The organism is Janthinobacterium sp. JC611 (genome assembly GCF_018682595.1).
GTDB lineage: Bacteria > Pseudomonadota > Gammaproteobacteria > Burkholderiales > Burkholderiaceae_D > Janthinobacterium.
Map to the genome: position 1 here is coordinate 139,821 of NZ_JAFLJN010000001.1, position 26,285 is coordinate 166,105.

The following is a 26,285-nucleotide window of genomic DNA, read 5'->3' on the forward strand; positions in this document are numbered from 1 at the left end:
TGATTAATATGGATGGTTGAAGTTCGTGTCGTCCGAAGTGCGCTCGGTCCAGTACGTGTGCGTTTTTGGATCAAATTGCAGTTCTAATTGCGTGCGACCACACAGGCGCAACAGTGCTGCCCCCGGGGTAAGAAAGAAAAAATAAACCAGGAAAAGCGCAACGTTGCTGGTTACTGCATGTGATTTTTTGCCAAAAAATGTCCATAATCTGTTTGGTCGTTCAAGAAGACCCGGCGCAGAAACGGCGATCAGTGCAAGCAGCACTGCAACAACCGCTGGCGGCACATGCACTGTTTCTCCGTGCAGCAAAGGCAGGAGAGAGAGAAAACCGATGATGAGGCACCACACTAAACCAAAAACTCTGTTGCTCACGCTTATTCCTCTTTACGGTTTGCATATCTCAGCCGGTAAAGGCTGATGTTGCAGGCATTGCAATTTAGATCGGAGTCACCAGGAGCCTTTCAGGCGACTAGGTAACCCCCGATGAATTCTTGTGATTTCTGACTTCCATAAGCGGCGCTCTACTGCGTCGCAGCCGGCGCCTTGTATGGCACCCGGTTCTGTTTATCATGAATTCACAATAATTTCCTGGCGATTACTTAGAACTCCTGTGCAGACCTTGCCCTTGCAGCGTGAGGCACTTAGCGCACCGTGCAAACTGTCTATGCGCGCAATACGTCATTACAGAGTTGGTTATACCGCATCGGGTTGGGGTATTCCACTATCGATGCAAACTTCGCTGATTATAAAAAGCGAACCAACGAAGGTATAAGCAATTCTGTGTGTGCAGGGCCGGGGGTTAGTTAATCGCGTTTATGAAGCGTTCGCCGAACATGATGGCAAACTGGTTGGCCGCCAGCGTCCACGTGCGCTGCAGCATCTTCCAATATTTTTCAATATTGCGCAAGGCCAGCAATACCAGCTTGGTGGCCGCTTCGCTGCTCGGGAAATGGCCGCGATTCTTAACGATCTACCGAAGGCTTGGGAGCACTCAGCATTTCAGACATGTCAGAAAAGCCCGCCGTTGGCGTGTGGATTTTTAAATATGACTGGTGGAAGGAAATACCGCTCTCGACAAAAAGCTGGCGAGCGAAAATGATCGCCATTGGCAGCGAAACGCCAGCGTGGAGACAGGATAGCTGTCCAGAACATTCGCTCGTCAGATAGTGCAAGGATCTCCATGCTCTATCGTCACCCCCTGCTATTTCTGCTTGCCACGCTGACGAGTATCGATGCCTCGGCGTGGTCGCGCATGGGCCCCGCTGCCGTCATCACGGAAGCGGGCCTTCCCTGCTTCAAGATTGATACCTGTGCTCCCGAAGAACAGTCGCGATAAGGCATGCAGCATCAAGAAATTGGCCAAAACACTCAAGGCTTGGGTGGAACCACTTGACCCGATTCCTCCCCCCGCTTCGCCGGCGCCCTGAACCACTCATCCGGCGGCACCACATGCGACTCTTTCGGGTCGTCGATGTAGTGCGGCGAGGTGATCTGCACGTCGAACTCGTTGAAGACGTCGATGATGTTCTGGTGCAAGCGGTTCAGCACTTCGGCGCGCTGGCGGGGGACTTCGGCGCTGGCGTAGGCGACGAGCCGGTATTGCACGTAGTAATCCTGCAGGGCCAGCTGCATCACGTACGGTTTCGGCGAGGTCGACAGTTCCGTCGTGCGCGACGCGGCCAGTTCCAGCATGGCGTGCACCTGCCGCCACGGTGTCGCGTAGCCGATGGTGACGGTGGAATCGAGCACGAAACCGCCGCCGGGCTGGGCGCGCGAATAGTTTTTTGTCGTTTGCGACATCACCCACGCGTTCGGCAAGGCCACCTCTTCGCCCAGGCCCGTGCGCAGGCGCGTTTCGAACATGCCCACGTCGACCACCGTGCCCTCGCTGTCCCCCACGCGCACATATTCGCCCTTGCGCAGGGCGCGCGTGTACATCAGGATCAGGCCGCTCGCGCCCTGGCCCACGATGCTCGACGCGCCGATCGACACCATCAGACCGACCAGCACGGACAGGCCCTGGAAGGCGGCCGTGTGCGAGCCGGGCAGGTACGGATACGCCATGGCCAGCGCGAACAGCCAGATCACCACGCTGGCGATGCGACGCGTGGGCAGGGCCGTGTCCTTGTCCAGCCAGCCGATCTGCAATTCGCCGCTTTCCACGCGCTTGAACAGCGAGGCGGCCGTGGCGGCGATCAGGCGCGCGATGGCGAAGATCACGCACACCAGCACCAGCCCCGGCAAGGCGCCGATGATGGCGTGGAAGACGTCGGCGGCCACGTCGAACAGATAGCCGCTCAGGCTTTCGCCCCACGAGCGCGTGTAGGGCAAACGGCCCAACACGAAGGCGGCCCACAGATACGTGGCCATCAGGCGCAAGCCCCACAGCACGGCGCTCAGCAGTTGATACGCAAAGGCGATGTAGTGCTCGGCGTCGAGCACACGCACGTTTTTCAGGCGCACGTCGCGCAGGCGCGAGGCCAGCAGGATGCCGCTGCGGCGCTTGGCCCAGCGGTAAAAGCGCGTCAGGCCCATCCACACGAGCCAGAACACGAGGGTGGCGACGGCGCACACGGCGGCGGCGATCGCCAGGTAGCGCCAGCTGCTCTGCTCGCGATAGTCGAGCACAGCCTTGCTCAGCTCGCCGGCCGCCGTTTTCGCCACGCTTTCCGTGGTGTCGCCGGCCAGCAGGTTGACGTCGCCAGGCACGACGACGAACAGCTGCACGCCGTCGAGCAGCACTTGCGTGCCTTCGGGAATCATGCGCGTGCTCGCCTGCAAGGGGCCATTCTTCGCCAGCACGCCGTCCAGGCGGCGCTGCGCGCCGATGGCGCGCTCCTCGGGCGGATAGCCGGCCAGCGCGGCGCGGAAGACGAACACCTTGCGGTTGGCGAACATCAAGGGCGCCGTTTTGACCGCCGCGGCCTGTGACGGCGCGATGGCGGTCGCGGCTTCCGCAACGAGCGCGGGCGCGCCATCGTCCGCGTGGGCGGCGGGCAGCAGGAACATGGTCAACAGGCACAACAGACGGAGCAACGCGGACATGGCAGAAATGAAAGAGTGACTGGGAGTAGCCATCATGCCATGTAATCCTGGAAACTCAAGCGCCACGCATCCGCTTCAGCTCGCATCATGGAAAATGACGCCCAAGGTGTGGCGCAAGCCCGAGCGCAGGCGCGACACGCCGTGGCGCATGTTCACGCGGTAACTGCCGCGCGTGCCATGCACGGGCCGCTGCGCGACGGGAAAGAGCACGGCGTCGCCCTGCGCCAGCGGGACGACCTCGGCGCGCGACTGCATGCGCGGGCGCTGCTCCGTCAGCACGAACTCGCCGCCCGTGAAGTCGTCTTGCGGGCGCGACAGCAGCACGGCCAGTTGCAGCGGAAACACGTGCTCGCCATACAGGTCCTGGTGCAGGCAGTTGTAATCGCCCTCGCGGTAGCGCAGCAGCAGGGGCGTGGGCCGGGTTTGCCCGGCCGCATGGCAGCGCGCGAGGAAATCGGCGTGGCTGGCCGGAAAGCGCGTCTCCAGGCCCATGCTGGCGTGCCAGCGGTTGGCGATGGCGGCCAGCGGCCCGTACAGCTGTGCGCGCAAGGCAGCCACGAGATCAGGCAAGGGATAGGCGAAATACTGGTACTCGCCTTGCCCAAAACCATGACGCTGCATCAGCACCTTGCTGCGAAAGCGCGACGCGTCGTCATACTGCGCCGCCAGCGCGGCGCAGGTGTCGGCATCGAGCAAGCCCGGCACGACGGCGCAACCGTATCGATTCAGCGCATCCTCGATCTGGCGCCAGTCCAGCGCCTTCACCGTTCGCCCTCGCGTTCCAGCAGCGCCTGCTTGCGCTCCACGCCCCAGCGGTAGCCGGACAGCGCGCCATCGTTGCGCACCACCCGGTGGCAGGGGATGGCGACGGCCAGCGCATTGGCCGCGCAGGCGCCCGCCACGGCACGCGCGCCTCGCGGGGCGCCGATGCGCCGCGCCAGCTCGGCATAGCTGACCGTGCTGCCGGCGGGAATCTCGCGCAAGGCTTGCCACACGCGCTGCTGGAACACCGTGCCGCGCACGTCGAGCGGCAAGTCCAGTCCCAGGCCCGGCGCCTCGACCAGGCCGACCACCTGCGCCACCGTCCGTTCGTACTCGGGCTCGGCGCCGCGCAGCTCGGCGCGGGGAAAACGGTCCTGCAAGTCGCGCAACAGCACTTCCGGGTCGTCATCGATCAAGATCGCGCAAATGCCCTTGTCCGTGCTGGCCACGAGGATGGCGCCCAGCGAGCAGGCGCCGATGGCAAAGCGGATCACGGCGCCGTTGCCGCCGGCGCGGAAAGCGCCCGGCGTCATGCCCAGCAAGCCCGGCGTGGCCGCATACAGGCGGCCGCTGGAATTGAAGCCGGCCGCGTACAACGTTTCCGTGACGTTGCCGGCGCCCTGCAAGCCGGCCTTCAGGCGCTCGCCGCGCCGCGCCGCCGCGTACGCTTTCGGCGTGATGCCCGTATGCGCCTTGAAGACGCGGTGAAAGTGAAAGCGGCTCATGCCGGCCGCCTTCGCCAGGCTGTCCAGGTCGGGCAGCGCGTCGTTGGCGTCGATCAGGCGGCAGATATCGGCCACGATGGCCGCCTGGCGCTGGGCCAGCGGCGGCAAGTTGGGTTGGCAGCGCAGGCAGGGACGAAAACCGGCCGCCTCCGCCTGCTCGCACGTGGCGTGGAAAGCCACGTTGCGGCGCAAGGCGGGACGCGCGGCGCAGGATGGCCGGCAATACACGCCCGTCGTGCGCACCGAATAGTAAAAGACGCCGTCGGCGTCGGGCGCGCGCCGTTGCAGGGCGTCCCAGCGTTCATCGTCAGTCAGGTAAGCGTGTTCCATGGCGAACTCCGTGCAAGTCAACAATCAGTCTCCAGCATAGCCAGCGCCCACGCGCGCCACACTCCGGCGCTTGCTTTTGAATTCAAAAAAGGCTGGCGGCAGGCATCGTGCTCGGTGCTAAAATCGGCCATCGCGCCTCCAGCCGGCGGCGCGCCCTGCCCGCGCCCCGGAGAAACCGCATTGGACGACCACAATACCCAGGAAAATACGCCCATTTTCCAGCGCATCAAGGATTTTCTGCTGGCCGGCATCGCCGCCGGACGCTGGAAGGAAGGCGACGTGATTCCCTCCGAGCAAGCTCTGGTCAAACAATTCGGCGTCTCGCGCATGACGGTCAACCGCGCCGTGCGCGAACTGACCAGCGAACAAGTGCTGACGCGGCGCCAGGGATCCGGCACCTATGTGGCGCAGCAAAAATACCAGGCGACCTTGTTGGAAATCAAGAGTATCGCCGATGAAGTGCGGGCGCGCGGACATATCCACCGCAGCAGCTTGCAATTGCTGGAACGCACCAAGACTTCCGACTTGCTGGCCAAGCAATTCGGCCTGCCGCCGGAACACCCGCTGTTCCATTCGCTGATCGTACATTTTGAGAACGGCGTGCCGATCCAGGTGGAAGACCGCTGGGTCAATCCCGAGTGCGCGCCCGACTACATGACGCAGGATTTTTCCAGCATCACGCCGAACGAATACCTGATGGCCGCCGCGCCCCTGCAGGGAGCGACGTACAGCATCGAAGCGCTGTCGGCGCCGCGCGACATCGCCGAAATGCTGGCCATCGACACCAAACAGCCATGCCTGGTGCTGCGCCGCCAGACGCGCTCGGGCGGCAAGATCGCCTCGATCGCCACCATGTGGCATCCGGGACACCGCTATCAGTTCGCCGGCAGCTTTAGCTAAGGCTATCGCCTCGATTCAGTAGCACGATTTCGCGCCAACTTTGTCACGGATTCTCACCAAATCGCGAAAAAAACAGCCATTTCGGGGTGAAAAAAATCCCGTTTTGGCCGTTTCTGAACTTAAATACTCCGAGTAAATATTCGATGCTATAGTTGCCGCCAGAAAGCGCCGCAGGCGCTTATTTGAGCGCGCCTCATGTACTGCCAGCCTAGTTCAATCACGCCCCAGAAAGGGATGCATTTGTCGTATTGCAGCCACACGAGTTTCAGCGCACCTCGCCCCCGGCGCCCTGCGCTGCGCCGGCTCGCGCGTACGATGCTGGCGGCAGGCATGGCGCTGGCGCTGCCGGTGCAGGCAGCGGTGCACGGCATGGCGCCAACACTGCTGTGGCCGTATGCCGCCGCCAGCGCCACCGCCCTGGCGGGACTGGCTTGCTGGCAAGCCTGGCGCCTGCGCCGGCAGTTGCACCGCCAGCCCCAGCCGGCGCACGCCCAGGCCGAACAGGACGCCGTGCAAGCCTTGCGCGGCGCGGCATTGGCTGGCTGGACCTGGCGGCGCCAGTCCGGGCGCCTGCAGTTCGCGCCCCAGTACCAGGACGTGTTGGGCGACAAGAATGCCAAACTCGAGCATGCACTGGCCGACTGGCTGGCCGAAGTCCACCGCGATGACCGGGCACGCCTGAGCCTGGTCTTTCGCCAGCACCTGGACGGCCAGGCGCCCGGCACCTTCAATTGCGAATTCCGTTTGCGGCACAGCGACGGCCACTGGCGCTGGCTGCTGGCGCGCGGCGCCGTCCTGTCGCGCGCCTCGGATGGCGCCGCCACGCAGGCCAGCGGCATCGTCTGCGATATCAGCGAGCGCAAGCAGGACGAACAATCGCGCATGCGCTCGATGCTGGAAGCGGCGCCCGAAGCCATGCTGGTGGCCGACGTGGAAGGCAAGGTGCATTACGCCAACCAGATCGGCGCGCGCTGCTTCGGCTATCCGCTGGCCGAATTGACGGGCATGTCGCTGGAGCAATTGGTTCCGGAAAGCACGGCCAGCCAGTCCGTGGGCGACCCGCAAGCGCGGCACAGCCTGCCAGGCAGGGTGATGATGGCGCGCCGCCGCGACGGCACGCACTTCCCCGCCAAGGTCAGCCTGTCGCCGTTGCGCATGGCCGGCCAGGTGTTTTCCATCGTCTCGCTGCGCGACATGACGCAGCGGCAACGCGCCGAGGAAGCGCTGCACGCCAGTTCGGAACGCTACCGCCTGATCGTGCAGACGGCCGCCGAAGGCATCTGGATGACGGACGCGCACGGCAAGACCACGTTCGTCAACCCGAAGATGGCCCACATGCTGGGCTACACGGTGCAGGAAATGCTGGGCCGTCCCCTGCTCGACTTCATGGACCGCGACAGCCAGCTGCTGATGCAGCGGCGCCTGGCCAGCCACGGCAGTGCCGCCAGCCAGCCGGACCAGGTCGATTTCCGCTTCTTCCGCAAGGATCAGTCCAGCCTGTGGGGCTTGCTGTCGAGCACCAGCATCCAGTCGGACAATGGCGAGTCGGGCGGCACCCTGGCGATGATCACCGACATCACCGAGCGGCGCCAGGCGTCGATCGCCCTGTCGAACTCGAGCCAGCGCATGGCCTCCGTCTTCGGCGCCGTGACGAATGGCCTGGTGGTGCAGGACAGCCACGGCCACATCCTGGAAAGCAATGCCGCCGCCGAACGCATGCTGGCGGCCAGTCCGGCCGGCAACAGTTTGTGGCAAGCCATCCGCGAGGACGGTTCCGCCTTCGACCAGCGCAGCCATCCCGTGCACATCACCCTGTCGACGGGTGTCGCCATGCGCGACGTGCTGATGGGCGTGCAGCAGCCCGACGGCAGCCTGTCGTGGCTGTCCGTGAATACCGAGGCCATCCGCGATGAGTATGGCAAGGTGGGCATGGTGGTGGCCAGCCTGACGGACATCACGTATCACAAGCGCAGCGAGAGCGCCTTGCGCGAACTCAATGAACATCTGGAAGAGCGCGTGGCGCAGCGCACGGAGCAGCTCGACCAGGCCAAGCAGGTGGCCGAAGAAGCGAGCCTGGCGAAGGGACAATTCCTGGCCAACATGAGCCATGAAATCCGCACGCCGATGAATGGCGTGATCGGCATGGCGTATCTGGCCTTGAAGACGGACCTGGAACCGCGCCAGCGCGACTACCTGGAAAAAATCCGCTTCGCCGGCGAGCACTTGCTGGGCATCATCGACGACATCCTCGACATCTCGAAAATCGAGGCGGGCAAGCTGGAAATCGAACGCGTCAACTTCAGCTTCGACCACGTGGTGCAAACGCTGATGACGGTGGTGGCGCCGCGCGCCGCCGGCAAGAACCTGGAATTGCTGTTCGAGATCGACCCGCAATTGCCCGCCGTGCTCGTGGGCGACCCGCTGCGCCTGGGGCAAGTGCTGATCAACTACGCCAATAACGCCATCAAGTTCAGCGAACAGGGCAGCATTACCGTGAAAGTGCGCCGGGTGGTGGCGGACGCGAAACACTGCCTGGTGCGCTTCGAAGTGTGCGACCACGGCATCGGCCTGTCGCAGGATGAAATGAGTAAATTGTTCCAGTCCTTCCAGCAAGCCGACACCTCCACCACGCGCGAATATGGCGGCACGGGCCTGGGCCTGGCCATCTGCAAGCAGCTGGCGCAGCTGATGGGCGGCGACGTGGGCGTCGACAGCCGTCCCGGTGCCGGCAGCACCTTCTGGTTCACGGCCAACCTGGGCATTTCCGACCAGGCCGCGCCCGCCATGCTCGACAGCATGGTGCAGACGGCGGCCGCCATGCGCGCCAGCGCCGACGCGGCCCTGGTGATGCGCACGCTCAAGCATGCGCGCATCCTGCTGGTGGAAGACAATACGTTCAACCAGCAGGTGGCGCTGGAATTGCTGGAGGAAGCGGGCGCCTCCGTCTGCCTGGCCAACAATGGCGAAGAGGCGCTCGATCTGCTGCGCCAGACGCAGTTCGACTGCGTGCTGATGGACGTGCAGATGCCGCTGATGGATGGCTTGCAGGCGACGCGCCACATCCGCGCCGACCCGCAGCTGGCGCACCTGCGCGTGCTGGCCATGACGGCCACGGCCACCAGCGAAGACCGCGTGCGCTGCCTGGAAGCGGGCATGGACGATTTCATTTCCAAGCCCATCCAGCCGGCCATGATGTACCAGACCATCGCCAGCTGGCTGCCGGCGCACGAAACGCCGCCGCCACCGGCGCGCAGCCGCGCCGCGCCGGCCTTCAAGACCACCCTGGCGGGCGACCCGCAGGTGATCGACCTGTCCATCCTGGCCAAGTTGCTGGGCTATAACCCGGAAAAGGTGCGCAAATTCGCCTTCAAGTTCCTGCAGACGACGCAGGATGGCTTTGGCGACATCGACGCGGCCCTGGCGCGCGGCGACGTGCACCAGGTGCGCGAACTGGGGCACCGCATCAAGTCGTCGGCGCGCACCGTGGGCGCCCTGGGCCTCGCCGAGCTGTGCCACAACCTGGAAACCCTGGCGCCGGGCGAACCGGCCGACGAGGCGGAGCGGGCACAGCGCATCGTCGCGCGCCTGTGGCCCCTGCTCGAACAGATTACCGAACAAATCATGAATAACACCAGCTTTGCCAACGACGATTAGCTACCGCCAGTGCGTTGAGGCAAGGTATCGGCATCGACAGCGATGCATATCAACAGAAGGACATGACGATGAACACTGTATCAAACCAAGCAAACCGGGAACACAATGAAGCAGGCCTGGCGCCGTTGCGCGTGCTGCTGCTGGACGACGACGTTTTCATGCTCGACGTGCTCAGCGACATGCTTGAGCAGATGGGCCCGTTCGACATCCGCTGCGAGTCGCACAGCGAACAGGCGCTGGCCACCCTGAAGCAGCACCAGCCCGACCTGCTGATCTGCGACCTGTCCATGCCCGACATCGACGGCATCGAATTCTTGCGCATGGCGGCGGAAAACGGCTTCCGCGGCGGCGTGGTCCTGCTGTCGGGCCTGCATTCGGCCGTGCGCCTGGCGGCCGAACGCCTGGCCATGGCCAATGGCCTGCATATCCTGGGCACCTTCCGCAAGCCGATGGAAAGCGCGGAATTGCAGCTGATGGTGAACTTGCAACTGCAGCACACGGCACGTCTGGCCGGCGCGCAAGCCTGAGCGCGGAGGCTGGCCGGCAGGGTAGGCACGGCCCCGCGGGCCAGCAGACATGCGGCTTTACCGCCCTGCCGGCACGCGCGGGAGCGATCTGCTGGCGATCTGCCGCAAGTTTTTCTGCAATAATCGCCACGCTTTGAAAAAATGGGTTATTATTTCAGCCATCCCCGCCTGCATACCTCTGGTCGCACCTTCCAAGACATTGAAGTCGTGCCCATTGTCCCCATCTTCTCACTGCATTCCAGGAAGCATGGATGGCGAACCAGCGTATGGTGAATTCCAGGCATTATTGATCCCACCCTCATTTGAGGAAAATATGAGCGAAAATATCAAACACATTAGCGATGCATCTTTTGAAGCAGACGTCCTGAAATCCGAGTTGCCAGTACTGGTCGACTTCTGGGCGGAATGGTGCGGTCCCTGCAAGGCCATCGCCCCGATCCTGGAAGAAGTGGCCAAGGAATACGCCGGCCGCATCCAGATCGCCAAGATGGACGTGGACGCCAACCAGGCGGTGCCTGCCAAGTTCGGCATCCGCGGCATCCCGACCCTGATCCTGTTCAAGGATGGTGTCGCAGCTGCTCAAAAAGTGGGCGCCATGGCCAAGGGCCAGTTGACCGCTTTCGTCGACAGCAACATTTAATGTATGATGGGCAGCGCTGCGCCCGCAGCGCCGCCTGACTGGAACGACCGGGAAGCGGCTTTGCCCTCATTCGTGCACAGCCCTCCCCATAATTAATCAACGCCACGCAGTCCCCTCCCCTACCTTTACATCCCGTCTCGGGACACTCAACACATATGCATTTATCCGAACTAAAGGCCCTACACGTATCCGCCCTGCTTGAGATGGCGATCGGTCTTGACATTGACAACGCAGCCCGCTTGCGCAAACAGGAGCTGATGTTCGCTATCCTGAAAAAACGCGCCAAGTCCGGCGAACAGATTTTTGGCGACGGCGCCCTGGAAGTGCTGCCTGACGGCTTCGGCTTCCTGCGCTCGCCTGACGCCAGCTACATGGCGTCCACCGACGACATTTACATCTCCCCTTCGCAAATCCGCCGCTTCAATCTGCACACCGGCGATTCGATCGAGGGCGAGGTACGGACCCCGAAAGATGGCGAACGCTATTTCGCATTGGTCAAAGTCGACAAGGTCAACGGCGAATCGCCGGAGATGTCGAAACACCGCATCCTGTTTGAAAACCTGACGCCGCTGCACCCGAACGAGCCGCTGCGCCTGGAACGTGAAATGAATGGCCAGGAAAACATCACCGGCCGCATCATCGACCTGATCGCTCCGATCGGCAAAGGCCAGCGCGGCTTGCTGGTGGCGTCGCCGAAATCCGGTAAATCCGTGATCCTGCAGCACATCGCCCATGCGATCACGGCAAACCATCCCGACATCACCCTGATCGTGCTGCTGATCGACGAACGTCCGGAAGAAGTGACAGAAATGCAACGCTCCGTGCGCGGCGAAGTCGTCGCCTCGACCTTCGACGAGCCGGCCACGCGCCACGTGCAAGTGGCCGAGATGGTGCTGGAAAAAGCCAAGCGCCTGGTCGAAATGAAAAAAGACGTGGTGATCCTGCTCGACTCGATCACCCGCCTGGCGCGCGCCTACAACACCGTCATCCCTGCCTCGGGCAAGGTCCTGACCGGTGGTGTCGACGCGAACGCGCTGCAACGTCCAAAACGCTTCTTCGGCGCCGCGCGCAATATCGAAGAAGGCGGCTCGCTGACCATCATCGCCACGGCGCTGATCGAAACGGGTTCGCGCATGGATGACGTGATCTTTGAAGAATTCAAGGGTACCGGCAACATGGAAGTGCATCTGGAACGCCGTTTGGCCGAAAAACGCGTCTACCCGGCCATCAACCTGAACAAATCGGGTACGCGTCGCGAAGAACTGCTGATCAAGCCGAACGAGCTGCAAAAAATCTGGATCCTGCGCAAGTTGCTGTACTCGATGGACGAGATCGAGGCGATGGAGTTCATCCTCGACAAGATGAAAGCGACGAAGAACAACGCAGAGTTTTTCGATATGATGCGCCGGGGGGGATAAACCTACTGCGCGGCCGCATTTGCGATTTCCGTTGCTCACCGTACTTTTGTACGGTTGCGCTACTCGATCGCAACTGCGGCCTGCTCGCTACGGTTTCTCCCTCCCCGGTGCAGGATCGTAGTGCAAGCCGCTCATCAAGCGGCTTTTTTATTGCCGCCGGCCCGAAAGCGCTATATAATCGACGGTTGCATTATTTTAAACCCTGGCAAGTGATCGGCAATCGGGTCAAGAAGCAGGACGACCGACGAAGTGCTGTTTGGCTACCAAACTAGAGAGAAGACCATGAAAGTCGATACCCATCCAGAATACCGCGAAGTTGTTTTCCACGATCTGTCGTGCGATTTCAAATTCGTTACCCGCTCGACCATCCAAACCCGCGAAAAAATCACCCACGACGGTAAAGAATACCCACTGGTGAAGATCGAGGTTTCGGCTGAATCGCACCCATTCTTCACGGGCAAGCACAAAATCGTCGATACCGCCGGTCGCGTCGAGAAGTTCCGTCAGAAGTTCGGTTCGGTTGGTTCGAAAACCGCAGTCGCAGCAGGCTGATTTTTGCCGCATTGCGGCAAAAAAGGGCAGCTTCGGCTACCAGAGAAAAGGCAGCCACGGCTGCCTTTTTTGTCTTTGGCCGCTTTACTTTATACTCGCGCATACCCGACGCCATTCGTCGCGTCTTGCCACCATTCTGATACCGATTATCGATGAAGCCAGTCCGCCTTCCCGCCGCTGCCACACTCGCGCTGCCACGATGGGCCTTGTTTGCGCTCGGCCTGCTGTACATCCTGCCCGGCCTGATCGGCCGCGAACCGTGGAAGAACGATGACGCCGCCAGTTTCGGCCTCATGTGGACCATGGCGCATGGCGGCCTGAACGACTGGCTGTGGCCCAACGTGGCCGGCTTGTCGCTGCCCGACGAGGGCCCGCTGGCCTTCTGGCTGGGCGCCATTTTCATCAAGCTGTTCGGCTGGATCGACGGCGACGTCTTCGGCGCGCGCATGTCGACCATCGGCATCTTCGTCGTCAGCACCCTGTCCGTCTGGTACACCGCCTTCAACCTGGGCCGCCGCAACGACGCCCAGCCGCTGCGCCTGGCCTTCGGCGGCCAGCCCGAGCCGGACGACTTCGGCCGCACCCTGGCCGATGCCGCCGTGCTCATCTATCTGGGTTGCCTGGGCCTGCTGCAGCACAGCCACGACATCACGGCCGAAGCGCTGTACGTATCCCTGATGGCGTATTTGCTGTACCGCGCCGTGCGCTACGTGGAAGGTCCGTCCGTGCGCAATGCTGCCCTGCTGGGCCTGGCGCTGGGCGGCCTGACCCTGGCGCGCGGCTGGATCACGCCGGCGGCGCTGAGCATCGCGCTGCTGCTGTGCACCGTCTTCCTGCGCCTGCCGCTGCTGCGCAGCGTGCGCCACCTGGCGCTGGCCATCCTGATCGGCGCCGCGCTGACCCTCGTCTGGCTGCTGCCGGGCGAACTGCTGCAACCGTATGGCCATTCGCCGCTGCAAGCGTGGATGGAATGGAATTGCCGCCAGTTCAGCGCCCCGAGCCTGAAAAGCGTGCAGTATTTCTTGCGTGTCGGCATCTGGTTCTTCTGGCCCGCGTGGCCCTTCGCCGCCTGGGCCGTGTATGCCTGGCGCCGCCAGCACCACGTGCTGCACATCGTCGTGCCGCTGACCTTCGTGGCCATGCTGGCCATCCTGGGCCTGTGCCATCCCGATCCCGACCCGAGCCAGTTGCTGCCGCTGCTGCCGCCGCTGGCCGTAATGGCCGCGTTCGGCTTGCTGACCATGAAACGGGGCGCCATCAACGCCATCGACTGGTTCTCGGTGATGGTGCTGACCATCTGCGCCCTCGCGCTGTGGCTGTTCTGGTTCGCCATTCTGACCGGCTGGCCGCCAAAACTGGCGCATAACGCCCTGAAACTCATGCCAGGCTTCAAGCCCGAGCTGGACTTGCTGGCCTTTTTCGTGGCCGCCTGCGCCAGCGCGGGCTGGGTGGCACTGGTGCACTGGCGCATCTCGCGCCAGCCGGCCGTGCTGTGGCGCGCCGTGGTCCTGTCGTCCGGCGGCCTGATCCTGATCTGGGTGCTGATCATGACCTTGTTCCTGCCGCCGCTGAACTACAGCAAGAGCTACGCCAGCGTGGCGCACCAGATTTCCGTCCACCTGCCGCCAGGCAGCAAGTGCATCAACAGCAACGTGGGCGCCGCCCAGCGCGCCTCGTTCGCCTACTTCGGCCACCTGCCGTTTGCCGCCGTGGGGCAGCAGCAATGCGACGTGTTCTTGTTGCAAGACAGCATCAAGGTTCCCGACAGCAAGGAACAACTGCCCGAACACCATGGCGCGGACTGGATCAAGCTGTGGGAGGGGCGCCGCCCCACGGATGACGTGGAACGTTTCCGCCTGTACCAGCGCGTCAGGTAAGCAACAAAAAACCGGGCCCGCCCCGGTTTTTTTATGTCCACCAAACAATCATTGACGACAGGAAAAAAGTTGTCTTAAAATATAGTTAATTACCTAAATTGAACTAGAATTGCTTTTTAGATTATAATAGTCGGCTGCGCGATGGCGGTGTCTTGCTTTCCCGCCCTATTCGTCCCCCAATTCACCATGAGATCGTCCATGACATTATTTAGCACCCGCACCTTGCCGCTCATCAGCGCCGCCCTGTTCGCCTTCTCCTTCAGCGCCTCGGCCCAGGCCACCGTGATCGACCTCGGCGTCGCCAATGGCTACTCGGCCTTTATCTTCGGCAACATCGGCAGCAGCGGCAGCAGCGGCTTCACCAGCGTCGGCGGCAGCATTGCCGCTGGCGGCAATATCTACCTGGACAACTACAACGTCGGCACGAACAAAAAACCGGGCAGCGCCGTCAATTCGGTCGTTGCTGGCGGCAACCTGAACACGGGCTGGGGCACGCTCAGCGGTTCGGCCGTGTACGGCGTCAGCAACCCCAACGCCACCCTGACGGCGCCACAATGGTTCCCAACGAACAACATCAGCAAGGGCAACGCGTCCACCCTGGACTTCGCGGGCGCCAAGCAGCAACTGACGACCCTGTCGGGCGACGTGGCCAAGCTGCAATCGAACGGCACCGTGGTTTCGCAATACGGCAACATGACCCTGGTGGGCAACATCAATGCCGACGTCAACATTTTCAACATCGATGCGTCGAACCTGCATAACCTGACCCTGGACCTGTCCTCGCTGAAAAGCACGGCCAGCATCATCATCAACGGCACCGCCACCAACATCACCATGAGCGGCGGCTTCGACAATTTCGCCAGCTTCGCCAACCGCACGCTGTTCAACTTCGCCAACGCCACCACCACCAGCCTGCAGAACGTCGGCATCAACGGCAGCATCCTGGCGCCGAACGCCGCGTTCTCCGGTTCGGGCGACATGAACGGCACCCTGATCGCCAATTCGGTCAGCTCGATCAATTATGGCCATGTCGCGATGAACGGTTCCGGCTTCAACACCGTCAACGTGTCGGCCGTGCCGGAACCAGGCACCTACGCCATGCTGCTGGCCGGCCTGGGCGTGCTGGCATTCCTGCGCCGCCGCACGCCGGCGCGCGCACCGCAAGCACAACTGGCATAAGCTTTACGCTGAAGCAATAAAAAAACACCGGGCCGCGCGAGCGTCCCGGTGTTTTTTTATGTGCTGGCGAAAAGCTTATTGCGTACCCAGGCCCAGGTCGTTGGCCACCTGCTGGCGCAACAGGTATTTCTGGATCTTGCCCGTCACCGTCATGGGGAATTCCTCGACGAAGCGCACATAGCGGGGAATCTTGTAATACGCGATCTGCCCATCGCAAAAGGCGCGGATGTCCTCGCTGGTGGCCTGCGTGCCCGGACGCAAGATGATGCAGGCACACAGTTCTTCGCCATACTTGGCGTCGGGCACGCCCACGCATTGCACGTCGAGCACGCTGGGGTGGCGGTACAGGAATTCCTCGACTTCGCGCGGATAGATGTTTTCGCCGCCGCGTATCACCATATCCTTCGAGCGGCCGACGATGCTGCAAAAGCCGTTGGCGTCGATGACGGCCAGGTCGCCCGTGTGCATCCAGCGCGCCGCGTCGATGGCCTCGGCCGTTTTTTCCGGGTCGCCCCAGTAGCCCTGCATCACGGAATAGCCGCGCGTGAGCAATTCGCCCTTTTCGCCGCGCGGCACGATGCGCCCTTCCGCATCGATGATTTTCACTTCCAGGTGCGGATGGACGCGGCCGATGGACGACACGCGCATTTCGCGCGGGTCTTCGATGGCCGTCTGGAAGCTGACGGGCGATGTTTCCGTCATGCCATACGCGATCGTGATTTCCGCCAGGTGCATCAATTCGATGACTCGCGTCATGACTTCCATCGGACACGGCGAGCCGGCCATGATGCCGGTACGCAAGTTGGATAAATCGTATTGCTTGAAGTCAGGATGGTCGAGGATGGCGATGAACATGGTCGGCACGCCGTGCAAGCCCGTGCAGCGCTCGGCCTGCACGGTGTCCAGCACGGCTTTCGGGTCGAAGCCTTCGCCGGGAAACACCATGGCCGCGCCATGCGTGACGCAGGCCAGGTTGCCCAGCACCATGCCGAAACAGTGATACAGGGGCACGGGAATGCACAAGCGGTCCTGCTCGGTGAGGCGCATGGCTTCGCCGATGAAGAAACCGTTGTTGAGGATATTGTGGTGCGTCAGGGTGGCGCCTTTCGGCGCGCCCGTGGTGCCGGAGGTGAACTGAATGTTGACGGCGTCGTCAAACTGCAAGGTGGCGCTGACTTCTTCCAGGTGCGCCAGGTCGGCGTCGGCAATGTCCTCCATCAGGGCGTCGAAGTTGTGCATGCCGGGCGTGGCGGCCGCGCCCAGGCGGATCACGTGGCGCAATTGCGGCAGGCGCGGCGACTGCAGGGCGCCGGCGCGCGAACGGGCGATTTCCGGCACCACGTCCTGCACGATGACCAGGTAGTCGCTGGACCTGAAGCTCGGTGACAGGATCAGCGCGCTGCATTGCACCTTGTCGAGCACGTATTCGAGCTCCGAACGGCGGTAGGCGGGGTTGATGTTGACCATGATCAAGCCGGCTTTCGCCGTGGCAAACTGCGTCAACACCCATTCGGCGCAGTTTTGCGACCAGATGCCGACCCGGTCGCCCGGTTGCAAGCCCAGTTTCAGCAAGCCGGCCGCCAGGCGGTGCACGCGCTGCTGGAATTGCCGATACGTCCAGCGCACGTTCTGGTGCGCCACGATCAAGGCGTCGTGCTGGCCGTAGCGCTCGGCGATGCCGTCGAGGTAAGCGCCTATCGTTTCGCCGATCAACGGCGTCTCGTGGGCGCCGTGTACATAACTCATTGCTTGCATGCTGTCTCCAGGGTATGTGGCGCGATGCGCTCTTGTTATCGTCTTCGATGCAGAAAATTATAGCCGCAACCGCCCCCGCCCTGCGCAGCTTGCTGTAATGTGCAGGCCAGTACACCAGACACTCTCGGCACCATGACAGGCAATACGCAGCACCCGCCCGAACAGGGCTTCATCCTGACCCGCCACTGGCGCGACACGCCCGCCGGCACGGAAGTCGATTTCTGGCTGGCAACGGATAGCGGCCCCCGCCACGTGCGCCTGCCCGTGCAGACGGCCGTCGCCTTCCTGCCCATGGAGCAGCAGGAACAAGCGCAACAATTGCTGCGCGGCGAGCGCCATGCCGAGCTGCGGCCCCTGTCGCTGTGCGATTTTCACCATCGCCCCGTGCTGGGGCTGTACTGCAAGCAATACCGGCATTTGCTGAAGCTGGAAAAGCAGTTGCGCGCGCACGGCGTCGACGTGTACGAAGCCGACGTCCGCCCGCCCGAGCGCTATCTGATGGAGCGTTTCATCACGGCGCCCGTATCGTTCAGCGGGGAAACAGGGCAGGAAGTGCAGCTGAGGCCGGCGCCCGGCTACCGTCCCACATTAAAACTGGTGTCGCTCGATATCGAGACGACGGCCCATGGCGAGCTGTATTCGCTGGCGCTGGAAGGCTGCGGCCAGCGCCAGGTGTACATGCTGGGGCCGCCAAACGGCGTCGACGGGGAACGCGACTTCGACCTCGAATACTGCGATACGCGCGCCCAGATCCTCGAACGGCTGAACACGTGGATGGCGCAGCACGACCCGGACGCCATCATCGGCTGGAACCTGGTGCAGTTCGACTTGCGCGTGCTCAAGGAACATGCGGAGCGCTACAACACACCGTTGAAGCTGGGACGGGGCGGCGCCGTGATGGAATGGCGCGAACATGGCGGCAAGCAGGAACACTATTTTGCCGCCGCGGCGGGCCGGCTGATCATCGACGGCATCGAAGCATTAAAATCGGCGACGTGGAATTTCTCCTCGTTCAGCCTGGAAAACGTGGCGCAGACCTTGCTGGGCGAAGGCAAGTCCATCGACAACCCGTACCAGCGCATGGCCGAGATCGACCGCCGTTTCCGCGAAGACAAGCCGGCGCTGGCCCGCTACAACCTCAAGGATTGCGAACTGGTCACGCGCATCTTCGCCAAGACCGAGCTGCTGACTTTTCTCTTGGAACGGGCCAGCGTGACGGGCCTGGCGGCCGACCGCAGCGGCGGCTCCGTGGCCGCCTTCGAGCACCTGTACTTGCCGCTGATGCACCGGCAGGGCTACGTGGCGCCCAACCTGGGCGACGTATCCGGCGACAACAGCCCCGGCGGCTTCGTCATGGATTCGCAGTCGGGACTGTACGACTCCGTGCTGGTGCTCGACTACAAAAGCCTGTACCCGTCCATCATCCGTACCTTCCTCATCGACCCGGTGGGCCTGGTGGTGGGTACCAGCGGCGACGAGGTCGATACCGTGCCCGGCTACCGGGGCGCGCAGTTTTCGCGCGTCAAACATTGCCTGCCCGCCATCGTGAAACAGGTGTGGCAGGGGCGCGAGACGGCCAAGCGCGAACGCAACGCGCCGCTGTCGCAAGCGCTCAAAATCATCATGAACGCGTTTTACGGCGTGCTGGGATCGAGCGGCTGCCGCTTTTTCGATCCGCGCCTGGCTTCGTCGATCACCCTGCGCGGCCACGACATCATGCACCGCACGCGCGAACTGATCACAGGGCAGGGCTATCAGGTGATCTATGGCGACACGGACTCCACCTTCGTGTGGCTGAAAACGGCGCATGGCGACGAAGAGGCGGGCAAGATCGGCCGCGCCCTGGTGGCGCACGTGAATGCCTGGTGGGAACGGCACCTGCGCGACGAGTTCGGCCTGAAAAATGCGCTGGAACTGGAATTTGAAACGCATTACCGGCGTTTCCTGATGCCCACCATCCGCGGCTCGGAAGAAGGCAGCAAAAAGCGTTACGCGGGCCTGGTGGGCAAGCCCGACGGCAGCGAACAGATGGTCTACAAGGGCCTGGAAACCGTGCGCAGCGACTGGACGCCGCTGGCGCAGCAATTCCAGCAAGCCTTGTACCTGCGCATCTTCCAGCGCGCCGCCTACCAGGACTATGTGCGCGACTACGTGGCGCGCACGGTGCGCGGGGAATTCGACGCCTTGCTGGTCTATCGCAAGCGCTTGCGCCGTCCCCTCGACGACTACCAGCGCAACGTGCCGCCCCACGTGCGCGCGGCGCGCACGGCCGACGCCTACAACCTGGCGCAGGGACGGCCATTGCAATACCAGAATGGCGGATGGATCAGCTATGTGATCACGGTGGCCGGGCCGGAGCCGCTGGAAACCCAGCGCTCGCCCATCGATTACCACCACTACCTGACGCGCCAGCTGCAGCCGGTGGCCGACGCGATACTGCCGTTTCTGGGCGACGATTTTTCGCGCCTCGTATCGGGCCAGCAGGATTTGTTTTAAATCAATTTTGCTGACCTGTACGGCCAAGCTGAGGTAATATCGGCGCCTGCCGGACCAGTCCGTGGGCGCTGTGCGCCGCGGCAGCGTAAAATACGCCATGGCGAAAGAATAAGAGCTGCACGCAGAAGAAGATGCCATTCCAGACGGGAATCGTTCGCAACAGGATTTTCCACTCTGAAATGGCGCATAATTTACAACTATGTTGAACCAGCGGGCCGTCGCACCAGTCGTCTGCCCTGCTAATTTTTGAATGAATTGACACCATGACCGAGATCACGTCCTTAAGAGACATCCCGCAAAAAAATATCTTCCGCAAGGGCGACACCTTTGTGCTGTTCGGCGAGCTGTTCGGCCGCGGCTATGTGAATGGCTTGCTGGACGAAGCGCGCAAGGCGGGCATGCATATCGTCGGCATGACGGTCGGCCGCCGCGATGAAAACATGGCGCTGCGCCCGCTGAACGCGGAAGAGCTGGCCGAAGCGGAAGCCAACCTGGGCGGCCGCATCATCAATGTGCCGCTGATGGCCGGTTTCGACCTCGACGCACCGGCCGGCGAACCGACGCCGACGGCCCTGCTGGCCGACATGACCCTGAAAAGCTGGCAGGAAGACAAGCTGGACTGGGCGCAGATCGAACGCTGCCGCGAAGCCGGCATCGCCCGCTTCAGCGCTTCCGTGGCGAAAGCCATGGCCGAGCTGGACACATTGATTCCTGACGGCAGCAACGTTTATTTCGCCCACACCATGGCCGGCGGCATTCCGAAGGTCAAAGTCTTCCTGGCCATCGCCAACCGCATCTATAAAGGCCGCGGCGAGCGCTTCATGTCCTCGCGCGCCCTGCTCGACAGCGACCTGGGCAAGTTGATCCTGATGAACTTCGACGAAGTCACGGCCAATACCCTGCAGCACCTGATCGACGGCAGCGCCGCCATCCGCGCCCGCATCGAGCAAACGGGCGGCCAGGTGCGCTACAGCGCCTACGGCTACCACGGCACCGAGATCTTGATCGACGGCAAATACCAGTGGCAAACGTACAGCAACTACACGCAAGGCCTGGCGAAGATGCGCCTGGAAAACGTGGCCAAGGCCGCGTGGGAAAAAGGCATCAAGGCCACCGTCTTCAACTGCCCGGAAATCCGCACGAATTCGTCCGACATTTTCGTCGGCGTGGAACTGTCGCTGTTCCCCCTGCTCGACGCGCTGAAAAAAGAAGGCGGCGGCGCCTGGGCCGAAGAGCAATGGAAAATCTGCCAAGGCTTGCTGGAAGACGGCGTCTCGCTGCAAGACTTGCTCGACCGTATCGCCGCCTACAACGGCGACGCCACCAGCGTGCAGTTCCGCAACTTCGCCGCCTGGCCGATGGACAATACGCCGGAGCTGGCCGAAGTCATGATCGGTACCTCGGACGACATCACCAAGCTGCACAAGGACCGCAAGGAACTCATCACCGACCACCTGAGTTCCCTGGTACTGGAAGGCACGGGCCCGCTGATGTTCCACGCCATGTCGGAGCCGCAAGCGCCCGTCGTCTGGCTCAACCACGACATCATCGCGCGCCAGCTGAACTCGGTTCACAACTGAGCTTGAGGTAGCGCAAGCTGCAAGACACCGACGGCCCGGCTCATCCCCGGGCCGTCGGCGTTTTGATGGCCGCTTTGCGTGACCGGTCCTTTACGCGCGCACGATGGACACGCCGCCGTCGGCCAGCAGCGCCGTGCCGGTGGTAAAACTCGACGCATCGGACGCCAGGTACAGCGCCGAGCGGGCAATCTCGTCCGGCGTGGCCAGGCGCTTCAAGGCATGCAGTCCCGCCACGAAGGCCAGCGCCTCGGGCGTACTGGCCACTTGCCGCCCCATCGGCGTATCGGTACCACCCGGCAACAAGGCATTCACGCGCACGCCCGCCGCGCCATATTCGGCCGCCAGGGCCTGCATCAAGCCGATCACGCCCGCCTTGCTGGCCGCATACGCGGCCATGCCGGACATGCCCAAGGTATGGCCGACGAAGGTCGAGGTGAAGATCAGCGAGCCGCCGCCGCGCGCCGCCATGGCGGGCAACTGGTACTTGGCCGCCAGGAAGGCGCTGGTGAGATTGGTGTCGAGCGCCGCCTGCCAATCTTCCAGGGCAACTTCCGGCGTGGGCCCCATCGGCCCCAGGGTGCCCGCATTATTGAAGGCGATATCGAGGCCGCCAAAACGTTGCAGCGCCAGCGCCACGGCCGCTTGCGCACACGCGGCATCGCCCACGTCGCCGGCGCAGGCCACGGCTTGCGCGCCGCCCTCCGCCAGCTGCGCCACCAGCGCATCGAGTTCCGTCTGCCGCCGCGCCACCAGCACCAGCCGCGCGCCATGGCGGGCAAACAGCCGCGCCGCCGCATGCCCGATGCCCGAGCTGGCGCCCGTGATGATGGCGACCTTATTTTCCAGTTGCAACATTTGATTCCCCTTCAAGTGGTTGAAAGGGAAAAGATAGGCCGGCTGGCCAGGCGCGGCACTCCGCTTCTTGCGCTGGAATCGGCGTCGTCAACGGTTCTCCATGCTTGTGCAAAACACGCGCCAAGCATAAAACTTGCCAGATTGTGACAAATCAGTGATAATGCGTCTCGCGTTGCCGGGATGGCGGAATAGGTAGACGCACGGGACTCAAAATCCCGCGCTGGAAACAGCGTGCCGGTTCGATTCCGGCTCCCGGCACCACAGAACATGTTTTGGCAGTACCTGATCCAACCCGCCCATCGCCAGATGCAGCGGGTTTTTTTGTATTAGCGCCCCAGCCTGCGCTCCAGCCCCGCCTTCACCGTTGCCCACTCCGTATCAACAATGCTGAAACGCGGAAATTGCGTGTGCAGCCATCCGCCTATCCAAACGGCCGCACGCCAAACAGCACGCCGTGCAGCCAGAACGCCAGCAGCAGCCACAACACGCAACCCGCGACGATGGCGAGCAGGGTGCCTGCCGTGGTGCCGCCCGGGTAGGCCACGCCGGCCGCGCGGTCGCGCTGCACGGCGGCATACAGATCGACTGACGACCAGGCAAGGAAACTGCCGAACAGCACGACGTCGGCCAGGCTGCCGTTGGACAACAGGTGCGCGACGGCCCACAGTTGCGTGCCCAGCAGCATCGGGTGGTGCAGCAGGGTCTTGATGCGGTTGTTCGGCACGTTGGCCGCCGCCAGTAAAATCAGCGAGAACAGCATCAGCAGGGCGCTGGCGTGGCGCAAGCCCGTGGGCGGCGTCCACAGCAGCTGCGGCTGCTGGCGCGCCAGGGCGTAGCCCCAGATGATCAGGCCCAGCCCGGCGAACGCCACGAGCGAATACAAGCCCTTCCAGCGCTTTTCGCCGAGGCGCGCCAGCTGGGCGCTGCGCCAGTCGTCGGCGACGATGCGCACCGAGTGCAAGCCCAGGAACAACAGCAAACCGAGTATCAGCACAGTCATCGTCATCTCTCCCTGTCCCTATCCGCTATCGAGCATACGCGACACCATGAGCGGTGCCGTCGGCGCAGATCAACGTTCTTCGCGATAGTAGTCGCAGCCCTCGAAGGTGGTGCGCAGCGCTTGCTGCAGCTGGGCGTAGCGCTCCGGCGTCAGGTTGAAACGCACGTCGATCTGGCCGTCGTCGTCCATCTGCATGGCGGCCTCGGCATCCATCTGCACGGACAGGCGGTTCGGATGCAGGATCACGGCGTGCATGTGGCCATACCACGCGAATTCCTGGCCGCCATATTCGATGTAGGGTTCGTCCATGCCCATGGCCACGTCCTGCTCGTCATACTCGTCGGCGCGCTGAAGCATCAGGTAGACGGGCTCGCCTTTGCCGGCGGGTGCGGCCAGGGTGGTGATCAGGGCGTCGTCTTCATGCATGACGGACAATTCGGTGGCGGTAAATCCTGCGGACATGGCGTGCTTTCAACAAATATGGGGATGGCGTCACCATAGCGCAAAAGCGCGGCGGGCAACATAGCGCGCGGCGAAAAAAGCGCGCCGTCACGAAAATCCATCGCCGCCTATAATCACCGCTCCAAACCATTTATACAGGAGACCGCCTTGAGCGCAGCATCGCCCTACACCATCCGCCTGGCCATTCCCGCCATCGCCACCTACCAGCACCTGCGCGTCGCCGCCGGCCTGAGCGCGAAAAGCATGGAGGCCGCCGCCAGGGGCTTGCCGAACTCGCTGTTTGCCGTGCAAGTGCTGCTGGGCGACGAGGTGGTGGGCATGGGGCGCGTCATCGGCGATGGCGGCTGCTTCTTCCAGGTCACCGATATCGCCGTGCTGCCGGCCCACCAGGGCAAGGGCCTGGGCAAGCGCATCATGCGCGAGATCATGCAATTCATCGAGACGGAAGTGCCGCCCAGCGCGTATGTCAGCCTGATCGCCGATGGCCAGGCGCAAGACCTGTATGCGCAATTCGGTTTCAAGCATACGGCGCCCGTCTCCGTCGGCATGGCGCTGGTACGCTAGTGCCGGCCTGGCTGGCCGCCAGCATGGCGTTGGCGCTGCTGCTGAGCGCCGCCGCCTGGCGCGCCGAGCGCGCGCAGCAAAGGCGCGGACGCACGACGCGCTGGCCGTGGCTGGCGGCCATCGCCGCGTCCGCCATCCTGCCCCTGGCGTGGCTGCCAGGCGTGCTGGCGGCCATGCCGGCGGAACAGGCGCAGCTGAAACTGGGCTGGTTTGTCTTATCCAGCGGCATGCTGCTGCTGTTGGCGCTGCGCAGCATCTGGCTGCTGTCGCATCAGCTGCGCTGGCAAAAGACCACCTTGCTGGGCACGCCCGTCTTCCTGAGCGGCGGCATCGGCCCCTGCGTGGCGGGCCTGCTGCGGCCCCGCATCGTGATGCCCGTCTGGCTGCGACTGATTTCTTCCCAGCAGCAGGCGCTGCTGCTGGCGCACGCGCAATGCCGGCTGGCCGCGCGCGACCCGCAGCTGCTGGCCCTGGCCTACGCATTGATCGTGCTGATGCCGTGGAACCTGCCCCTGTGGTGGCAGGTGCACCGGCTGCGCTTTGCCATCGAAGTCGATTGCGACGCGCGCATGCTGGCGCACGGTCACGCGCCGCGCGACTATGCCATCGTCCTGCGCCAGCATGGCCAGTATTATTCGGGGCTGACGGGCGCCACGCCCATCGTGCTGAACGACCCGCGCGCGCTGCGCCGGCGCCGCCATCTGATGGCCAGATTTACCCGGAACCAGGCGGCGAACTTGCTATAGTAGCGGCAACGCCGCGCGGCGCGCCCGCGCCATCGGCTCCCCCTTAGAAATCAGAGAGATACCATGCTTTACCTGCTTGCCATCGTGATCGTCATCGCCCTGCTGTATTACGTCTTCAGCGGCCGCACGCCCGCCCAGCCGCTGCGCAAGCCGCTCATGTCCGTGCGCCAGTACGTGCCGGCGATCCCTCCCGGCGCACCCGCGCACCACTGGAGCGATGAGGGGCGCTTTGCGTCGGAGGTGGAAAACGAATCGATGTACCAACCCGCCATCGCCAGACTGGCCGGCGAGCACGGTCCCGGCAACGCGGAAGAAAAATGCCTGGCCCTGCTCGTCTGCGACGACGCCAACCCGTTCCAGGACAAGGCCATCGCCGTCTTCATCGATGGCCAGCTGGTCGGCTACCTGTCGCACAACGACGCCCTGCGCCTGCGCCGCAACCTGGGCCGCATGGACCTGGTGGGCCAGCTGACCTCGTGCGACGCCGTCATCCGCGGCGGCGGGCTATGGAACGGCAAGCGCCTGTCGTATGCCGTATGGCTGGACTTGCAGCCCTACAACTAAGACCTATGCCGCGCGCGCCGCACGGCGGCGATATCGGGCACGTACTGGTGCGACACGGGATGGACGATGAGGTCGAAACCGGCATCGGCAAGGCAGGCCAGGTCGCGCATGTCGCCCGGCACGGCGGCCAGTTGCAAGCCGTCGCGTTCGGCCACCATGCGGTCTTGCGCGAGTTGCTGTTCAGACAGATCGAAGACGGTGACGTGGGCGCCGGCGGCGGGCTGCGACCAGGGGCTGTTGCGTGCCGCCTGGGCATCCCAGGCTTGCTGATTGTGCCGCAAGAAGTGGTGACCTACCGCCATCGTCATCCTTTCAGAAAAAAGCAGGATGCGAATGTAGCATGACACCAGGCAAGGCGTCGAGAAGTGAACTCCCGCCACGGCCAGCGTTGTTGCGTCACACAAGGAAGTGCCGGACAGATGGCGCCGGCGCCGATGCAGACCACTGGAAGAGCAAGGAGTTCAATGCCATTATCGCTGGCTGTGCCCCGAGCATATTGATGCATATCAAGCAGATCAGTCTTTTCTGGCGATGGACTTGCAGAAGGCAGTGAGCCGTGTTTTTTTGACCCACATCAAGCCCAGCATAAGAAAATCTCCGGCCAGCACGGCAATGCTGGACTGGCCTGTGTTGCCGTTCCAGCCTTGTTGCCAT

22 protein-coding genes, 1 tRNA gene and 1 pseudogene are annotated in these 26,285 nt (G+C 63.1%); 14 read left to right on the forward strand and 10 right to left on the reverse strand.

From position 1 onward, the window contains the following. Nucleotides 1-3 precede the first annotated feature (3 nt). The 5 genes and pseudogenes from J0O65_RS00605 to ada all read right to left on the reverse strand — a co-directional run bounded on the left by J0O65_RS00605 (nucleotide 4) and on the right by ada (nucleotide 4,862). Entirely contained in the window at nucleotides 4-372 is a 369-nt protein-coding gene (locus J0O65_RS00605; RefSeq protein ID WP_215403110.1) for an SxtJ family membrane protein, read from the reverse strand. A 427-nt stretch (nucleotides 373-799) separates the two neighbouring features. Beyond that, nucleotides 800-967, reverse strand: a pseudogene (locus tag J0O65_RS00610) (IS256 family transposase); the annotation flags it as partial. 401 nt (nucleotides 968-1,368) lie between these two features. After that, nucleotides 1,369-3,045, reverse strand: a complete 1,677-nt coding sequence (locus tag J0O65_RS00615; RefSeq protein WP_215403112.1) for a mechanosensitive ion channel family protein — start codon at nucleotides 3,043-3,045, stop codon at nucleotides 1,369-1,371. A gap of 75 nt (nucleotides 3,046-3,120) precedes the next feature. Next, nucleotides 3,121-3,810: a 2OG-Fe(II) oxygenase gene (locus tag J0O65_RS00620; RefSeq protein WP_215403114.1), complete on the reverse strand. Its 690-nt coding sequence runs from the start codon at nucleotides 3,808-3,810 to the stop codon at nucleotides 3,121-3,123. Next, nucleotides 3,807-4,862 carry a bifunctional DNA-binding transcriptional regulator/O6-methylguanine-DNA methyltransferase Ada gene (gene ada, locus J0O65_RS00625; protein WP_215403116.1) on the reverse strand — a complete coding sequence of 352 codons (1,056 nt, stop codon included), beginning with the start codon at nucleotides 4,860-4,862 and terminating at the stop codon, nucleotides 3,807-3,809. Before ada ends, J0O65_RS00620 begins: the two co-directional genes overlap by 4 nt. Nucleotides 4,863-5,042: 180 nt before the next feature. Between ada and hutC the strand changes: the two genes are divergently transcribed. From hutC to J0O65_RS00665, 8 genes are all read left to right on the forward strand, one after another. Then, entirely contained in the window at nucleotides 5,043-5,762 is a 720-nt protein-coding gene (gene hutC, locus J0O65_RS00630) for a histidine utilization transcriptional repressor HutC (protein WP_215403117.1), read from the forward strand. A gap of 315 nt (nucleotides 5,763-6,077) precedes the next feature. Further along, on the forward strand, nucleotides 6,078-9,416 hold the full coding sequence (locus J0O65_RS00635; RefSeq protein ID WP_251373204.1) for a PAS domain-containing hybrid sensor histidine kinase/response regulator: 3,339 nt from the start codon (nucleotides 6,078-6,080) through the stop codon (nucleotides 9,414-9,416). A gap of 68 nt (nucleotides 9,417-9,484) precedes the next feature. Then, nucleotides 9,485-9,943: a response regulator gene (locus J0O65_RS00640; RefSeq protein ID WP_215403119.1), complete on the forward strand. Its 459-nt coding sequence runs from the start codon at nucleotides 9,485-9,487 to the stop codon at nucleotides 9,941-9,943. Between the two features lie 313 nt (nucleotides 9,944-10,256). Then, complete coding sequence (trxA, locus tag J0O65_RS00645) at nucleotides 10,257-10,583, forward strand: thioredoxin TrxA (protein ID WP_034780502.1); 327 nt, start codon at nucleotides 10,257-10,259, stop codon at nucleotides 10,581-10,583. A gap of 155 nt (nucleotides 10,584-10,738) precedes the next feature. After that, entirely contained in the window at nucleotides 10,739-12,001 is a 1,263-nt protein-coding gene (rho, locus tag J0O65_RS00650; RefSeq protein ID WP_034746249.1) for a transcription termination factor Rho, read from the forward strand. Between the two features lie 282 nt (nucleotides 12,002-12,283). Then, the gene (locus tag J0O65_RS00655) at nucleotides 12,284-12,553 is read left to right on the forward strand and encodes a type B 50S ribosomal protein L31 (protein ID WP_034746247.1); all 270 of its coding nucleotides are present in this window, start codon (nucleotides 12,284-12,286) and stop codon (nucleotides 12,551-12,553) included. A 152-nt stretch (nucleotides 12,554-12,705) separates the two neighbouring features. Further along, the gene (locus J0O65_RS00660; protein WP_215403121.1) at nucleotides 12,706-14,430 is read left to right on the forward strand and encodes an ArnT family glycosyltransferase; all 1,725 of its coding nucleotides are present in this window, start codon (nucleotides 12,706-12,708) and stop codon (nucleotides 14,428-14,430) included. 198 nt (nucleotides 14,431-14,628) lie between these two features. After that, entirely contained in the window at nucleotides 14,629-15,609 is a 981-nt protein-coding gene (locus J0O65_RS00665) for a choice-of-anchor A family protein (protein WP_251373205.1), read from the forward strand. A 75-nt stretch (nucleotides 15,610-15,684) separates the two neighbouring features. Here the strand turns inward: J0O65_RS00665 and J0O65_RS00670 are convergent, their stop codons facing one another. Further along, nucleotides 15,685-17,364 carry an AMP-binding protein gene (locus J0O65_RS00670; RefSeq protein ID WP_215403125.1) on the reverse strand — a complete coding sequence of 560 codons (1,680 nt, stop codon included), beginning with the start codon at nucleotides 17,362-17,364 and terminating at the stop codon, nucleotides 15,685-15,687. Between the two features lie 132 nt (nucleotides 17,365-17,496). On the opposite strand from J0O65_RS00670, the gene J0O65_RS00675 reads away from it, so the two are divergent. After that, complete coding sequence (locus J0O65_RS00675) at nucleotides 17,497-19,860, forward strand: DNA polymerase II (RefSeq protein WP_215403127.1); 2,364 nt, start codon at nucleotides 17,497-17,499, stop codon at nucleotides 19,858-19,860. 263 nt (nucleotides 19,861-20,123) lie between these two features. Beyond that, nucleotides 20,124-21,440, forward strand: coding sequence for an enoyl ACP reductase FabMG family protein (locus tag J0O65_RS00680; RefSeq protein WP_215403129.1), 1,317 nt, complete (start codon nucleotides 20,124-20,126; stop codon nucleotides 21,438-21,440). 90 nt (nucleotides 21,441-21,530) lie between these two features. Here J0O65_RS00680 and J0O65_RS00685 read toward each other — a convergent pair whose 3' ends face one another. Beyond that, nucleotides 21,531-22,295, reverse strand: coding sequence for an SDR family oxidoreductase (locus J0O65_RS00685; RefSeq protein ID WP_215403131.1), 765 nt, complete (start codon nucleotides 22,293-22,295; stop codon nucleotides 21,531-21,533). Nucleotides 22,296-22,469: 174 nt separating this feature from the next. Here J0O65_RS00685 and J0O65_RS00690 point away from each other — a divergent pair. Further along, nucleotides 22,470-22,556: transfer RNA gene (locus J0O65_RS00690), tRNA-Leu, on the forward strand. Between the two features lie 160 nt (nucleotides 22,557-22,716). On the opposite strand, the gene J0O65_RS00695 is transcribed toward J0O65_RS00690, so the two are convergent. Then, nucleotides 22,717-23,295: an NnrU family protein gene (locus tag J0O65_RS00695; RefSeq protein WP_215403133.1), complete on the reverse strand. Its 579-nt coding sequence runs from the start codon at nucleotides 23,293-23,295 to the stop codon at nucleotides 22,717-22,719. A 69-nt stretch (nucleotides 23,296-23,364) separates the two neighbouring features. Further along, complete coding sequence (locus J0O65_RS00700) at nucleotides 23,365-23,757, reverse strand: Imm10 family immunity protein (protein WP_215403135.1); 393 nt, start codon at nucleotides 23,755-23,757, stop codon at nucleotides 23,365-23,367. A gap of 147 nt (nucleotides 23,758-23,904) precedes the next feature. Here J0O65_RS00700 and J0O65_RS00705 point away from each other — a divergent pair, with 147 nt between their 5' ends. The 3 genes from J0O65_RS00705 (at nucleotide 23,905) to J0O65_RS00715 (ending at nucleotide 25,631) form a co-directional block, all read left to right on the forward strand. Continuing rightward, nucleotides 23,905-24,321, forward strand: coding sequence for a GNAT family N-acetyltransferase (locus J0O65_RS00705; protein WP_251373206.1), 417 nt, complete (start codon nucleotides 23,905-23,907; stop codon nucleotides 24,319-24,321). After that, complete coding sequence (locus J0O65_RS27780; RefSeq protein WP_215403137.1) at nucleotides 24,321-25,067, forward strand: M56 family metallopeptidase; 747 nt, start codon at nucleotides 24,321-24,323, stop codon at nucleotides 25,065-25,067. Before J0O65_RS00705 ends, J0O65_RS27780 begins: the two co-directional genes overlap by 1 nt. A gap of 63 nt (nucleotides 25,068-25,130) precedes the next feature. Then, on the forward strand, nucleotides 25,131-25,631 hold the full coding sequence (locus J0O65_RS00715) for a hypothetical protein (RefSeq protein WP_215403145.1): 501 nt from the start codon (nucleotides 25,131-25,133) through the stop codon (nucleotides 25,629-25,631). Here J0O65_RS00715 and J0O65_RS00720 read toward each other — a convergent pair. Then, nucleotides 25,628-25,933, reverse strand: a complete 306-nt coding sequence (locus tag J0O65_RS00720; protein ID WP_353056137.1) for a class I SAM-dependent methyltransferase — start codon at nucleotides 25,931-25,933, stop codon at nucleotides 25,628-25,630. The two genes, J0O65_RS00715 and J0O65_RS00720, sit on opposite strands and share 4 nt — an antisense overlap. Nucleotides 25,934-26,285: the final 352 nt, after the last annotated feature.